The sequence below is a fragment of the Rhodopseudomonas sp. P2A-2r genome (assembly GCF_026015985.1).
Lineage (GTDB): Bacteria > Pseudomonadota > Alphaproteobacteria > Rhizobiales > Xanthobacteraceae > Tardiphaga.
The window spans coordinates 874,936-890,086 of the sequence record NZ_CP110389.1 but is presented as its reverse complement, the minus strand read 5'-3'; the positions used below and the strand labels follow the sequence as shown (position 1 = coordinate 890,086).

The following is a 15,151-nucleotide window of genomic DNA, read 5'->3' as shown; positions in this document are numbered from 1 at the left end:
ACGGCGCGCCTGGCTGCGCCGGATCGGGGCGGAAATCGCCCCATGTCACGGAAATGCGGCACTCGGGCCGGAAATGACCGGCCCGAGTGACAGCGAGTGAACCAGATCGAATGCTCGCGCCAGACTGCGACGGCCGCTGTCGCGCGGCCATCGCAGCTTTTGCTAGTCCTTGACCACCCGGACCGCGCCGCGGGCCGCGCTGGTGGTCATCGCGGCATAGGCGCGCAACGCCATGGTGATCTTGCGGGTGCGCTTCTTGGCTGGCTTCCAGGCTTCGGCCTTGCGGGCCAGCATGGCGTCGCGGCGCGCGCTCAGCACGGTGTCGTCCACCAGCAGGGTGATGGAGCGTGCGGGTATGTCGATGGCGATGCGGTCGCCATCTTCCACCAGACCAATCAAACCGCCCTCCGCCGCTTCCGGCGAGATGTGTCCGATCGACAGACCGGAGGTGCCCCCGGAGAAGCGGCCGTCGGTGATCAAGGCACAGGCTTTGCCCAGCCCCTTCGATTTGATGTAGCTGGTCGGGTACAGCATCTCCTGCATGCCGGGACCGCCGCGCGGCCCTCGTAGCGGATGACCACGACGTCGCCGGCCACGATCTTGCCACCGAGGATACCTTCGACCGCAGCATCCTGGCTCTCGAAGATCCGCGCCGGGCCCTCGAACTTCAGGATGCTGTCGTCGACGCCCGCGGTTTTCACGATGCAGCCATCCAGCGCCAGGTTGCCTGACAGCACCGCAAGGCCGCCGTCCTTCGAGAAGGCGTGCGCGGAATCGCGGATGCAGCCGGTGCTGCGATCGGTATCAACGTCCTCGAAGCGCTTTTCCTGGCTGAACGCGACTTGGGTCGGCACGTTGCCCGGCGCCGCCTTGAAGAAGGTGCGCACGCTCTCGCTCTTGGTGCGCCGGATGTCCCAGCGCTCCAGCGCATCCGCCAGCGACTTGCTATGCACCATCGGCAACTCGCTGCTCAGCAGCCCGGCGCGGTCGAGTTCGCCGAGAATGGCCATCACGCCGCCGGCGCGATGCACGTCTTCGAGATGCACATCGGGCACCGAGGGCGCCACCTTGCACAGCACCGGCACGCGGCGCGACAGCCGGTCGATGTCCTGCATGGTGAACGGGATTTCGCCCTCATGGGCCGCCGCCAGCAGATGCAGCACGGTGTTGGTGGAGCCGCCCATGGCGATGTCCAGCGTCATGGCGTTCTCGAACGCCTTGAAGCTTGCAATGTTGCGCGGCAGCGCCGTCTCGTCGTCCTGCTCGTAGTAGCGGCGGGCGAGATCGACGATCAGATGGCCGGCCTCGACGAACAGGCCCTTGCGATCGGCATGGGTCGCCAGCACCGAACCATTGCCGGGCAGCGCCAGGCCGAGCGCCTCGGTCAGGCAGTTCATGGAATTGGCGGTGAACATGCCCGAGCATGAGCCGCAGGTGGGACACGCCGAGCGCTCGATCGCCTCGACATCGGCGTCGCTGACCCGCTCGTCGGCAGCTGCCACCATGGCGTCGATGAGATCGACCGACCGTTTTTTGCCGCCGACCGTGACCTTGCCGGATTCCATGGGGCCGCCGGAAACGAACACCACCGGAATGTTGATCCGCAGCGCCGCCATCAGCATGCCCGGGGTGATCTTGTCGCAGTTGGAGATGCACACCATGGCGTCGGCGCAATGCGCATTGACCATGTATTCGACGCTGTCGGCGATAATTTCGCGGGACGGAAGGCTGTACAGCATGCCGTCATGGCCCATGGCAATGCCGTCATCCACCGCGATGGTGTTGAATTCCTTGGCGACGCCTCCGGCCTTCTCTATCTCCCGCGCCACCAGCTGGCCGAGGTCCTTGAGATGGACGTGACCCGGCACGAACTGGGTGAAGGAATTGACCACGGCGATGATCGGCTTGCCGAAATCCTCGTTCTTCATGCCGGTGGCGCGCCAAAGGCCGCGGGCGCCCGCCATGTTGCGGCCATGGGTGGTGGTTCGGGAACGATAAGCGGGCATGGGCTGTCCTTTGAAAACCGGAGAACGCGGAGAATTAGGAGACTTCTAGACGGCAATGCCCGTCGATTGGAAGTGGCATGGCGCAGGGGCGCTATGCAGCACCCCTGACAACATCAGAGCCGACATTGATCGGCATCAACCCGCCGACGCGCTTCAGGGTGCAAACTAGCGATCAGCCCGACTGATGACGGCCATGAGTTCCGAGATCTTTGCCCGCTGATCGGCCTTGTCGCCACTCGCAATCGCGTGTTCGACGCAGTGCGACACGTGGTCCTTCAATATTTCTTCTTCGACGCGCCGGAGCGCCGCGCGCACCGCAGAAATCTGCGTGACGATATCGATGCAGTAGCGATCCTCCTCGACCATTTTCGACAGGCCGCGGACCTGCCCCTCAATACGGCCGAGGCGTTTTTGACAAGATGTCTTGATGTCGTTTCGCATGACGCCTATATACCCCCCATGGGTATTGGTTGCAAGCGGATGACGGAGAATGCGATGACCGACGCGATGAACGCAAATTCTGGTGTCGGTTCAGAAAGTTCCGGCTGTGGCTGCTCATCCGGGGGCAAGGCCGCGCCGTCGCCAACTACCGCGGCCCCAGCCGTTACGGCGACCACAGCCGCCGCGTGCTGCGGCGGAGGTCACGATCATTCCGGCCACGATCAAGGTGCCCATGGTTCCGACAACAAGACGACCGTGCTGGATCCCGTTTGCGGGATGAGCGTCGACCCGGCGACCAGCAAGCTTCGTTTTGACTATCGCGGCGAGACCTATCACTTCTGCTCGGCCGGCTGCCGAACCAAGTTCGCGGCCGAACCGCAGCAATATCTCGACAAGCGCAGGCCGAAAGTCGAGGCGCCGGAGGGGGCGATCCACACCTGCCCGATGCATCCGGAGATTCGCCAGGTCGGCCCGGGAAGCTGCCCGATCTGCGGCATGGCACTTGAGCCCGAGGTGGCCAGCCTGGACACCCCGCCCAATCCCGAATTGGCCGATATGACCCGCCGCTTCTGGATCGGACTGGCGCTGTCGGTGCCGCCCGTGGTGCTCGAAATGGGCGGCCACCTCGCCGGCGGTCACGGCTGGGTCGATCAAACCTTGTCCAACTGGATCCAGCTGGTCTTCGCCACGCCTGTCGTGATCTGGGCCGGCTGGCCGTTCTTCGTGCGCGGCTGGCAGTCGCTGCTGACGCGCAACCTCAACATGTTCACCCTGATCGCCACCGGCACCGGCGTGGCCTACCTCTACAGCCTTGTTGCAACCATCGCGCCCGGCATTTTCCCGGCCAACTTCCGCGGACATGGCGGCGCCGTCGCCGTCTATTTCGAATCCGCCGCGGTGATCACCGTGCTGGTGCTGCTGGGCCAGATGCTCGAGTTGCGCGCCCGCGAAGCAACCTCCGGCGCCATCAAGGCGCTTCTCGAACTTGCGCCCAAGACCGCCCGCCTGGTCGATGACGCCGGCATCGATCACGAGGTCCAGATCGACAGCCTGCATGTCGGCGACAAATTGCGGGTCCGGCCCGGCGAGAAGGTGCCTGTCGACGGCATCATCCTGGAGGGACGCTCGGCGCTCGATGAATCGCTGATCACCGGTGAATCCATGCCGGTGACCAGGGAGACGGGCGGCAAAGTGATCGCCGGCACGCTCAACCAATCCGGGGGCTTTGTGATGCGCGCCGACAAGGTCGGGCGCGACACGTTGCTGTCCCAGATCGTCAAGATGGTGGCTGACGCGCAGCGCTCGCGCGCGCCGATCCAGCGCCTTGCCGACCGCGTCGCCGGCTGGTTCGTGCCGACCGTGATCGCGGTGGCACTCATCGCCTTCGGCGCCTGGGCTTCATTCGGACCCGAGCCCCGCATGGCGTTCGGCCTGGTCGCCGCGGTGAGTGTGCTGATCATCGCCTGCCCCTGCGCGCTCGGCCTCGCCACCCCGATGTCGATCATGGTCGGCGTCGGCCGCGGTGCCCAGGCCGGCGTACTGATCAAGAATGCCGAAGCCCTGGAGCGCATGGAGAAGATCGACACGCTGGTGGTCGACAAGACCGGGACTCTGACGGAAGGCAAGCCGAAGGTCGTCTCGATCGTTGCGGCGACAGGATTCGACGAGAGCGAAATTCTGCGACTGGCGGGCAGCGTCGAGCGCGCCAGCGAGCACCCACTCGCCGATGCTATCGTGCGCGCTGCCAAGGAACGACATCTCGATCTGGGAAAGGTCGAGGACTTCGACTCGCCGACCGGCAAGGGCGCCGCCGGCACAGTCGACGGCAAGACGGTTCTTCTCGGCAATGCCAGCTTCCTTACATCGCAAGGTATCGAAACGCAGTCGCTTGACCAACGGGGCGAGCAATTGCGCGGCGAAGGCGCCACGGTGATCAACATCGCCATCGATGGCAGACTGGCCGGACTGTTCGCCATCGCCGATCCGGTGAAGCCGTCGACACCCGACGCCTTGAAGGCGCTGGCGGCGGAGGGCATCAAGGTCATCATGCTGACCGGAGACAACCGGACCACCGCCAGCGCCGTGGCCCGGAAGCTCGGGATCGCCGATGTGGAAGCGGAGGTCCTTCCCGACCAGAAGAGCGCTGTCGTCGCCAGGCTGCAGAAGGCCGGGCGGATCGTCGCGATGGCCGGCGATGGCGTCAACGACGCCCCGGCGCTTGCCGCCGCTGACGTCGGCATCGCCATGGGGACCGGTACCGATGTGGCCATGGAGAGTGCCGGCATCACTTTGCTGAAGGGCGATCTCGGCGGCATCGTGCGCGCACGGCGGCTGTCGCAGGCGACCATGAGCAATATCCGCCAGAATCTGTTCTTCGCCTTCATCTACAACGCTGCCGGCATCCCGATCGCAGCAGGTATCCTCTATCCAAGCTTCGGTATCCTGCTGTCGCCGATCATTGCCGCCGCGGCCATGGCACTCTCCTCCGTCAGCGTCGTCGGCAATGCCCTGCGGCTGCGCGTGACCCCGCTGTAGCAAGCCGGGTGAAGCAGCTGCTGATGCGCGCAGCCACCTGCTGCGACTCAAAGTAGGCGCTCAACGCCCCGAAGGCAGGTTTCTCCGGCGGCGATTAGCATCGCCGCCGGAGATCGCTCACTTGGCCTTCTGTATTTTTGTGACGGTAATCCCGGCCGCGGTCCGTTCTGCTTCGAACTGCACCCTGTCGCCAGCTTTTAACGGCTTCAGCATGGCCGGATCCTGCACGCGAAACACCATCGTCATGGTCTCGTCGTCCATATCGAGGCTCTTGATCGGGCCATGTTTCAGCGTGATCTTGCCGGCCGCCAGATCGATCTTTTTCACTTCGCCCTTGACCATCGCGTCCTGTGCGAATGCGGCGGACGCAGCCAGCAGCGCGAAAGCGAGAACGGTTACTCCGCGTTTGATATTGAGCATTTTCTTTCCTTTCGGGATCGAGTTGAACTACTTGACAACGACGGTGCCGATCATTCCGGACTCCCGGTGCGTCGGGATCAGGCACGAATATTCGAACGTGCCGGCCTTCGAGAATTTCCAGAGGATCTCGCCGGATTTTTTCGGCGCGAGCCGCAGGCCGTTCGGCTCATCGTGCTCCATGTCCGGGTTTTTCTTCATCGCTTCCCCGTGCTTCAGATTTTCGGCGGTTGTCGCCAGCAGGAACTCGTGGGCTTCCGTGCCGACGTTGCGCAGCACGAAACGGATCTGCTCGCCGCGTTTCACCTGGATGACCGCGGGCGAATAGTCCATTTCGTTCAGGGTGACGACGATTTCCCTTGCCGGCTTTCCTGGATTGCCGGGCTCGCCTGCTGAATAGCCGCCATGCCTTTCGTGAGCGAAGGCCGGCATGGCCCCGACAAACGTGAAGGCAGGCATGACCATCCATGCGAGCCTGCGGTTTCGATTGACGTTCATGCGATTTCTCTCTTCGATGGGTTTGGGCCGCTGAATGGTGTCATCGCGCTACATGTGTTTCATGCCCTTCATCTCTCCGGGCTTGGATCCCTTGGCTTTCGTGGTCCCACCCTTGAGCTCGGCCGGTCGCGGTGCTTCGCCCGACGGCGCCTCCACCTCGTATGCGACGGTGCCGGGTGGGTGCTTGTACGGACCGGGGTCGCTGTAGTCGTCGCGCGCGAGGCCCTCGCGGATCTTCATGACGGTGAACATGCCGCCCATCTCGATCGGTCCGAACTGCCCGGAGCCCGTCATCATCGGCAGCGTGTTGTCGGGCATCGGCATCTCCATGTCGCCCATGGCGCCGCCCGTCGTTCCCATCACCATCGCGTCGGGAGCGAGCTTGCCCAGCACCTTCGCCAGATCCCTTTTGTTGACGCCGATGAGATTGCGGACATCGTGTCCCATCGAGTTCATGGTGTGATGCGACTTGTGGCAGTGGAACGCCCAATCGCCGGGATTGTCGGCGGTGAAGTCGAAGGCGCGGATCGAGCCGACCGGGATGTCCGTCGTCACTTCCGGCCACTGCGCGCTCTCGGGCACCCAGCCGCCGTCGGTGCAACTGACCGCAAAGCTGTGGCCGTGCAGATGGATCGGGTGGTTGGTCATGGTCAGGTTGCCGACCCGGACGCGGACCCGGTCGCCGAGGCGCACGGCCAGCGGATCGATGCCCGGGAACACCCGGCTGTTCCACGCCCACATGTTGAAGTCGGTCATCTCGTTGACCTTCGGCAGGTAGGTGCCGGGGTCGAAGCGATAGCTGCTCATGATGAAGACGAAGTCGCGGTCGACGGGGCGGAATGACCTCTCGCGCGGGTGCACGACGATCATGCCCATCATACCCATGGCCATCTGGACCATCTCGTCCGAATGCGGATGATACATGAACGAACCGCTGTGCTTCATCTCGAATTCATAGACGAAGGTCTTGCCGGGCAGGATATGCGGCTGGCTGAGGCCGCCGACGCCGTCCATGCCGCTCGGCAGGATGACGCCGTGCCAGTGCACCGTGGTGTGTTCGGGCAGCTTGTTGGTGACGAAGATACGGACCTTGTCGCCTTCGACCGTTTCGATCGTCGGCCCCGGAGACTGGCCGTTGTAGCCCCACAGATGCGCCGTCATGCCCTCCGCGAACTCGCGCTCGACCGGCTCGGCCACCAGATGGAATTCCTTCCAGTCGCCGTTCATGCGCCAAGGCAGCGTCCAGCCGTTCAGCGTGACCACGGGATTGTAGTCGGGGCCGCTTGTGGGATGCAGCGGCGGCTGCATCGTGACCTTCTCCATCGTCGGTGCTTCGGGGATAGCCGCCGCCTGGGCGCGGCCGGTGACAGCGGCGGCACTGGCGAGCGCCGTGGCAGTGCCGAGGAAATTTCTGCGCGACAACATGGGATTCTCCATTTCAATGCGCTCCGACGCCGGACGCCTGCGCGGTCGCGGTCAATCTGGTTTCGGATTGGGATTCGCCGCGACCGCCGCCGTTGACCGCGGTCTGCAGTTCGGACTGCGCGAGCCAAAAGTTGCGCCTGGCCTCGATGGCCGCGCGCAACGCCGCGATGCGTTGCCGCGCCTCCGTCAGAAGCGCGAACACGTCGACCTGCATGCTGCTGAAGCGAAGCTGCATCTCGTCGGAGATGATCTTGCGCAACGGCAGCACTTCGCGCTGGTAGTGGCTGGCGATGTCGTAGGTCGAGCGGTAGACGCGGAACGCGTCGCGCGCCTCGGAGCGGACGTTGATCGCCTTCTCCGTGAGCAGATTGAACGATTGATTGTAGGTCTCGGCGGCCTGGCGGACGCGAACCTCGCCGCCGTCGTAGATCGGAATCTGGAACTGGATGTCGAAGCCCCGCTCGCGGAACGGCGCGCCTTCGGGATCGCTGGTCTTGCGATCGATGCCCGCGACATCGAGCACGGTCACGAAGCGGCTGGCCTGCGTGAGATCGAGCGACCTGGCGAGCGCAGCCAATTCGATCCGGGCGATCTGCAGGTCGATGCGGTGGGTGACGGCGTCGGCCTCGACACCTTGCAGCGCCAGCGGCCGGCGCGGCAAAGCGGGCAGCCGCTGCGGCAGCTTGATGCCGGTGTCGCCATCCCACAGACCGAGCAGGCGGATCAGCCGCTCGCGCGAACTCGTCGCCTCCTGGCGCAGCGTCGCCAGGTCCGCCGTGGTTTCCGCGTAGAACACCTGCTCGCGGGCCTGATCCAGTCTGTTGAGCGATCCCGTCTCGCCAAGCTTCTGTGCGAGCTGGGCGGTGGATTCGGCGGTCGACCGGGCGTCGGCGAGCAGGCCGACGAGTTCGTTGGCGGCCACCGTCCTGCAATAGGCGCGGCGGACGTCGGCGGCCAGGCGCAGCGTCTCTTCGGCCGCGCGCAGTTGCGCCTTCTGGAAGCGTTGGCGGACGATCTCCGAGCGGAACGGCAGCGTCGCAAGCGCGAGAATATCGCCGACCACCTGCCGCTCGATCTCCAGCGCGCCGTTGCCGGAGATCCGCGAGATCGAGAAGGTCGGGTTGGGCGGCAGGCTCTCCCCGACGAGATCCGTCTCGGCCAGCGCCAGTTCGTTGTAGGCGGCCTGCAGACCCCGATTGCTCAACAGCGCCACCTGCACCGCGGCGTCCACGGTGAGCGTCCGGCGCAACAAGTCCTTGACGGCGCTGTCGGCGCGCAACGCGTCGTCCTGGGTCCGGATCGAAATGACGTCCTTCCCGATGGTCTCGCCGGCGATACTGGCGACGACGCCCATGCCGGCATCCGGCGAGAAGCTGGCGCATCCGGACAGCAAGAGCGCCGAGAGCAGGACCGCTGCCGGCCGGGAGCCGCGGCGGGCGGAACGGTGTTGGCAGATGTGATGCGCGTTGGACATGTCCGCTCCTACCGGTCTGTCTTGGCTGCGGGAGCGACACGGTCGTTCCGCTCCCTCCACGCTGATGGAGCGACCGGACGGAGGCTGATGTAGGGAGCGACGGTCGAGCGGTAGGCGGTGCCCGCCACCCTCGCGGAAGGGTCGGCCGGATCGGCCCCCGCCAACGGCGCCGCCGCTGGCAGGCAGCCCCCCAACGTGAGGGCGACCGCGGACAAGGCGGCAAACACCGCCAGTCGTGAGTCGTATAGAGTTACGGCCACCGAACCAACGGCGGCGATCTTCGCCCCAAACTGCGCAAACATGTTGTCTTCCTGAGATGTCGATGGACCACAGGCACACCCGCCCCGATGAGGCGTCGCACCGCGTCGAAGCGATCAGATCAGGCGATGGGGGCGGTAGTGCATGGCGGGGGCGTTGTCCGCCGCTGCGCGGTAAGTTGCCACGATACGGACCTCGGTCGGCAATGGAGGCATAGCGATATCGTACAACGAGGCAGGCATCGCTGAGACGCACATCAGCGCGCAGCATTTGCCGCCGGTGGCGTGCGGGCCCTTTTGCGCAGGAGCTTCGTCGTCATCCATGGCCGACGACATCGTTGATGGCTCGTCGCCGGACATCGCCATCGCATGCGCCGAATGATCGTGCACCTGTCCGTCGAGACGGGCATGCATCGGCTGAGCGGCTTCGTCATGCATCGGTATCGCGCCAGACATCAAACTTCCCATGCTCATGCAGGGAACAGCATGGTCGCCCGGCAGGGCATAGGAAAGCGCCGGCGCCATGACGCACAGCAGATAAACGAGGGCGACGATCCACCCTACCTTCATCCGCCGGTTCCTGGTGAGCTTGACGAGCATTTCGAGTCGGTTGCCTTAGATCGCTGGAGTCGATCCAGGCAATTTATCCGTGAAATCTCCGTCCGCCAAGCCGCTTGTGTCCGCCGGTCATCTTTCGGCCCTTTCAAGCAGGGCCGTCAGTTCGGCGAACTTCTGGCGCTGCTCGGCCTTGCTCCCGCAAGCGAACGCATGCCGCGCGATGCGCGAGCTAACGCAGATGAGCCTGGCGTGGACCACTACCGTGTAACACCGGCGGCCTGGTCGACCTACAAAAGTGAATCGTCGATCAGACAAACACGGGCCGCCTCAGGAACGCCGATCCATAGCGACCGCTACGCTTGAGGCGGGCGCCGAGTTGCGCATCGACCAGTTCGAACACCGGCTTCGCATGCGCGCCCATATCGGCGAACGGGGTCTGCGACGGCTGCAGGCGAACCACCACCTCGTCGGACTCCGACAGCGCACGGAACGAATGTGCCTGCAGCCGCTCCGACGCATCGGTCATCAGCACCCAGGAATAATCCTCGACCTGCATCACATGGTCGACCTCGTCGTCCCACGCGCACAGCACCACTTCGAGCTGCGAGAAGCCACCGGGATCGGCGGCGAAAGCGCCGGCGACGGCTTCGACGGCGCCGCTGACATCACCGGCGCTGGCGGCTAGCACATCGCGGATCACCACCGTGATCGGGCCGCGGCCGTCGGCCGGTCCCTTCATGATCAAATGCGCCTCGGGTGCCTGGTGCCGATCGAAGCGGCGTGCCGCCTGCAACAGCGCCGCGGACGGCTGCAAGGGGTCCGGCGCGTCGCACACGGCATCGGCGCGAATGACGGTGCTGCGGTCGCGCGCCTTGATATCGTCGGCCTGCCAGTAGGAAGCCGGCAGCCACGCGGTCTCGATCTGGCGCTGCGATGCCGCCAGCGTCCATGCCTGGTCGAGCAGGAAGGATTCCGGCAGGTTCGGATGGCCGCGCGCGAGGCGCTGCCACATGTCGAGCAGCGCGCGCGCCGGTTCGGTCTGGTTGAAGAACAGCGCGCCGGTGTCCATCTCGCCCGACGGCCGCCGGTGCACGGCGAAATCGCACCCCAGCGATTGCGGCAGCAGCGGCAGGTCCTGCGCGCGGGCGCGCGGGTCGAGCCAGAACACCGGCCGATCGCCGCTGTCCAATTGACGGACGATGAAGTCGATCTTCGGCGCGTTCACGGCCAGGCTGTCGATATCCGGCAGGTCGGATTCGACGGCGTATTCGAGGCCGAGCCGCGCCAGGTCGCCGACCAGTTCCTCCGCACAAGACTCCGCCGGGCTGCCTTGCGCGAAGCTCGATACATAGAGTGTGTCCTGCTTGCGATACATTCCGGTGCGCGGGGTCAGCGGCTTCACGCCGCCCCACCACAGATGATGCGGGGCCGCCGAACCCTGCGCCCCGATCGAGCCATAAGGATGCAGCCGCGTCTTCAACGTGTCGAAGGCCGGGTTCTCGCTGTAGGGTAGAACGACAAGCGTATTCTCGTGCAGCGAGCCGATCAGCGTCTCGAGTCGCGGCGCACTTGCGGGCTCCAGCACCACCACCAGTGCGGCGGGCATCGCGACGTCGCTGACGCCGTCCCACAGCACCAGCTCCATGCTGTCGCGCGTCAACTGCTGCAGCCGGCTGAGCTGCGCGGCACCGAGCCGCAAGGCGCTGGTCCCGGATTGCGAGATGATTTGTTCAAGCACGGAGCTCATGGGATGGCCGACCTGTGTAAGTGTGTCTGTCTGATACGGATCGACGCGCGGAATCAGGCGGAGGGCTTGGAGCACGATTCAGCCGAATGGAATCGTGTCCCGGACACAGTGCACTGCGTTCCGGACAAGATCCGCCGATGCATCAACCTCTAGTCCATCGCGAGAATTCGCCCGCCGCCAAGCGGCGTCAGCCCGATGCTGAGCACCGTTACGGCTGCGGTCGGCGCCAGCAGCTCGATGACCAGCGCGGCATCGGCGGCATCGGCGCTGTAGTAGCGGTTGCTCCCCGTCATGCCGCTGCGCCTGACCTGCGGTGGCGCGAGCAGCACGATGCGGCTGTCGCGCAGCGCCTGCCTGACGCTTTCGCCCGACTGCAGGAACGGGCCGTCGATCACCGCCTCCTTGGCCAACCGTGCGACCGGCACCGTCACCGTGCGAATCGCCATGCTGCGCGACAGGGGAATGCGAATCCGCATGTCGCCAAATCCGGTGCGGTAGCAACCGACCTTCACCGTGCCGGCGATTCCCGTTGCGCTCACGAGGGAGACGTCGATCTCGCCGCACTTGACGTCGCCGAAGATGTCCGCCGGCAGCGCATTGCTGCCGAACAGCAGATTGAGGAAGCCCTGCGCCGGCGAGATCGCCGCGAACGAGCCCGCAAGCCACATCGGCGGATCGCGCGCGATACAGGCGTCCGGCAGCGACTGCGTGACCTGGAAGGCGGCCAGCACGCTGTCGTCGATGAGCGGCGCCAGATTGGTGGTGCCGAGATTGACGTCGTGCCGGAGCGTGCCTAGCAGTTGCAAGTCGCTGTCGGTGGGAAGCAGCAGCAGCCGTCCGAGCGTGGCGGCAACGGTGCCGGCGGCAACATCGAGATTGCCGTGAGGCGCCATGCCCAGCTCCGGCGCCAGCGCACACGCCATGGCAACGTATTCCAGCGTACCGGCCTGGGCATCGCCGGCGAGCGCCAGCTGGTGGTCCGACTGCAGATGCGGCTCGTGCAGCACCGCACCGTCGCGATAGCCCAGCACAGAGCCGGTGGGCGCGCAGCACAACTGTTCGAGCAGTGCCACGTTGCGCAACAGCATGCGCTTGACGTGCGGCGTCACGACGAGGTCCGAGATTATGCCTTCATAGCTGTCGTCGTCGCTGCATTCGACGAAGCCATCGTCCAGCGTCAGCAGATACAGGCCGTGCAGCCGCGCGGTGACGCCCTCGATGTCGAAAATCCGGCGGAGCGATTTCTGGATGCTGCCGGAATAGCCGAGGTCGACCAGCACCAGATCGGTGCAGCGGTCGAGATCGGGCAGTTGCGTGCGCAGATAGCCCATCAGTTCCGACCGCAGACCCGCGGCGAGCGTCGTGATCTCGCTTTCGTCGAGCAGATCCGGCAGCGCGGCGGCCAACTTGCGCCCGGCGGCGATGCCGTCGGGACAACGCGCCAGGAACGCGACCACGCCGTGCGGCAGACACTTGGCGATGGCTGCAAAGGTCGCGCCGTCTATGGCCGGCAGCTTGTCGATCAGCTCGACCAGCGGCGCCAGCGTGTCCGCCGAGGCCATCATGCCGACGCGGCGATTGATCTCCAGATAGACGGCGGGCTCAGTGCGGGCCGCGTGCCAGACCTGGTGCGACACAAATCCGTCGCGGCCGAGAAACGCCACGCAGGTCTTGCCGCTGCCGGCGTCGATAGCGGCGACGCGGTCGGCGATGAAGGCATCGAAGGCGTGCATCGCCGGACCCAGCACCGTGACGCCGAGATCGAAGGCGCCGGATCGCGGCGGCACGCGCGACGCTACCAGGCGCCGCAGCGTGCGCGCGCCACCATCGAGTGTGGACGCGCCGGCCCGGCACAGCAGCCTTGCAACCTGCGCTTCGCGGTTAAACACCGACATCAGCGCAGCGCTGGCCTGCGGCAGATGCAGCGCGGCGATGCCGTGCCGTTTTGCGCCGTCGATATCGGCGTGGAGGTTGTCGCCTAGGTGCACCGCGCAATCCGGTGTCACGCCTTGCTCGGCCAGATAGACGGGAAACAGACCATCGCCCTTGTTGGTGCCGCTCTCGCCGGATGCATAGAGAAAATCCCAGACCAGCCCGGGGCACGCGTTCTGCAGCAGCTCGCCGAGCTGCGACACACTCCAGTAGGTGTCCGAGATGAAGCCGGTGCGCACGCCGGTGGCGCGCATCTCCTGATACTTCGCCAGCACGTAGGGATTGGCGCGGCACAAGTTCAGTTCGGCGGCGAACTCGGCCGCGACCAGTTCCGGCAGCGCGGCGCGCGTCAGTCGAAACAGCCTGAACGGAAAAAACCGATAGACGTCGGCGATCCCTACCTCCGGCGAGCCGCGGCGCTGAAGGGCTTCCTTGCGCGCTCGCGCCTCGGCCTGGCGGCGATGCTCGACATAGGAGACAGACGCATCGGGAAACAATGCGAAGGCCGGAGACAGCTGAAACGCGCGCTCATAGACGCCTTCGGGGTTCGTGCAGGCGCGCACCAGGAATGTATCGAAGATGTCGAACGAGACGGAGTTTGTTACTGTCGGTGTCTGCACGTCTCTCAACATGGCCGTAGTGTGAACGTTCATCACTGAACCTTTCGCGTTGTGTTTGATAAACGCGAACGCGCGCGAAATCAGGCGCAAGAACTACAATTCATATCGAAGATAGTGCGTTTCATTTTCATCCACAGGAAAAGTGCGCTATTTTTTGGAACATGATTCGGCAAAATTTCCTAGCGTTGGTTCAACCATCCACCTTCGATCACGCCGCGGAAATCGAAATCGACTCACGGGAGAGCGCAGCTCGACGCTGTTTGCGCCATTCCATGTTTGGCTTGCGTCCGTCCGCTGGCATTCGTTCGTCACTGTGCCGCAGCTACTTGTTCCTTTGAGACATGCCGATGACTTCTTCGATTTGCAGCCGGTCACGACCACACTGCGGCCCGCGCCGCGGCGGCAGAATTTGCCGGGAGGCGGGCAGAATTTTCCGACTAACTCTTTGTAAAATAAATCAAAATTGCCCGCCCGAATTTTTCGGAGTGGCCGTTCAACTCTCCGAAGGCGCCCAGACTCAGCGTCTGTCGGCATAGGGTTGGGAGAAGAGCATGGCATTCGCGCTCGATATTCAGGCAGCAATCGAGATCTTGCCGGCGGCGATGACGCAGCCGCAGGCCGAACCGCCGGATCGCACCTCGCTGGGCCTGCCAGTGCACGACGAAGACGAAGAATTGCTGAACCGCCTTGCCGCGCATGATGAGGCTGCATTTCGCCAGTTGGTCGAACGCCATATCGATCGCGCCTTCGGCATCGCGCTGCGCCTGCTCGGCAGCCGCGCCGACGCCGAGGACGTGGTGCAGGACACCATGCTGAAGGTGTGGACGCATCGCGGACGATGGGAGCACGGCCGCGCCAAGTTCTCGACGTGGCTCTATCGCGTGGTCACCAACCGCTGCATCGATCTGCACCGCCGCCCGCGCACCGACAATGTCGACGCCGTTCCGGAGCCGGTGGATGCGCAGCCCGACGCCATCAGCACGATGGAGCGCAACGAAGTGACGAAGCTGCTGGAAAGCGCGATGCAGCGCCTGCCCGAGCAGCAGCGCGTTGCGGTGATCCTGTCCTACCACGAGAACATGAGCAACGGCGAGATCGCCGAAGTCATGAGCACCACGGTCGCCGCAGTGGAGTCGCTCCTCAAGCGCGGCCGCCAGCAGCTGCGCGAGATGCTGCGCCGGCATCAACCGGACATCCTCAACTCGTTAAGCGATTGCTAACCATAAATCTTCCGCCGCAGA

General features: G+C 64.7%; 10 protein-coding genes and 1 pseudogene. 2 read left to right on the top strand and 9 right to left on the bottom strand.

What is annotated here, in order from left to right:
- Positions 1–162: 162 nt before the first annotated feature.
- Positions 163–2,006: pseudogene (ilvD, locus tag ONR75_RS04140) on the bottom strand (dihydroxy-acid dehydratase).
- A 165-nt stretch (positions 2,007–2,171) separates the two neighbouring features.
- Positions 2,172–2,447, bottom strand: coding sequence for a metal-sensitive transcriptional regulator (locus ONR75_RS04135; protein ID WP_265081505.1), 276 nt, complete (start codon positions 2,445–2,447; stop codon positions 2,172–2,174).
- A 54-nt stretch (positions 2,448–2,501) separates the two neighbouring features.
- Between ONR75_RS04135 and ONR75_RS04130 the strand changes: the two genes are divergently transcribed.
- Positions 2,502–4,982 carry a heavy metal translocating P-type ATPase gene (locus ONR75_RS04130; protein WP_265081504.1) on the top strand — a complete coding sequence of 827 codons (2,481 nt, stop codon included), beginning with the start codon at positions 2,502–2,504 and terminating at the stop codon, positions 4,980–4,982.
- Between the two features lie 117 nt (positions 4,983–5,099).
- Here ONR75_RS04130 and ONR75_RS04125 read toward each other — a convergent pair whose 3' ends face one another.
- The 7 genes from ONR75_RS04125 to ONR75_RS04090 all read right to left on the bottom strand — a co-directional run bounded on the left by ONR75_RS04125 (position 5,100) and on the right by ONR75_RS04090 (position 13,910).
- Positions 5,100–5,402: a copper-binding protein gene (locus tag ONR75_RS04125; RefSeq protein ID WP_265081503.1), complete on the bottom strand. Its 303-nt coding sequence runs from the start codon at positions 5,400–5,402 to the stop codon at positions 5,100–5,102.
- Between the two features lie 27 nt (positions 5,403–5,429).
- The gene (locus tag ONR75_RS04120) at positions 5,430–5,864 is read right to left on the bottom strand and encodes a plastocyanin/azurin family copper-binding protein (RefSeq protein ID WP_413776490.1); all 435 of its coding nucleotides are present in this window, start codon (positions 5,862–5,864) and stop codon (positions 5,430–5,432) included.
- 81 nt (positions 5,865–5,945) lie between these two features.
- The gene (locus tag ONR75_RS04115) at positions 5,946–7,322 is read right to left on the bottom strand and encodes a multicopper oxidase family protein (protein WP_265081502.1); all 1,377 of its coding nucleotides are present in this window, start codon (positions 7,320–7,322) and stop codon (positions 5,946–5,948) included.
- A gap of 13 nt (positions 7,323–7,335) precedes the next feature.
- Positions 7,336–8,796, bottom strand: a complete 1,461-nt coding sequence (locus ONR75_RS04110) for a TolC family protein (protein ID WP_265081501.1) — start codon at positions 8,794–8,796, stop codon at positions 7,336–7,338.
- A 374-nt stretch (positions 8,797–9,170) separates the two neighbouring features.
- Positions 9,171–9,653 carry a hypothetical protein gene (locus ONR75_RS04100; RefSeq protein ID WP_265081499.1) on the bottom strand — a complete coding sequence of 161 codons (483 nt, stop codon included), beginning with the start codon at positions 9,651–9,653 and terminating at the stop codon, positions 9,171–9,173.
- Between the two features lie 265 nt (positions 9,654–9,918).
- Positions 9,919–11,358, bottom strand: coding sequence for a hypothetical protein (locus ONR75_RS04095; protein ID WP_265081498.1), 1,440 nt, complete (start codon positions 11,356–11,358; stop codon positions 9,919–9,921).
- Between the two features lie 149 nt (positions 11,359–11,507).
- Positions 11,508–13,910: a hypothetical protein gene (locus ONR75_RS04090; protein WP_265081497.1), complete on the bottom strand. Its 2,403-nt coding sequence runs from the start codon at positions 13,908–13,910 to the stop codon at positions 11,508–11,510.
- A 602-nt stretch (positions 13,911–14,512) separates the two neighbouring features.
- Here ONR75_RS04090 and ONR75_RS04085 point away from each other — a divergent pair.
- Positions 14,513–15,130: an RNA polymerase sigma factor gene (locus ONR75_RS04085; protein WP_265083531.1), complete on the top strand. Its 618-nt coding sequence runs from the start codon at positions 14,513–14,515 to the stop codon at positions 15,128–15,130.
- Positions 15,131–15,151 lie beyond the last annotated feature (21 nt).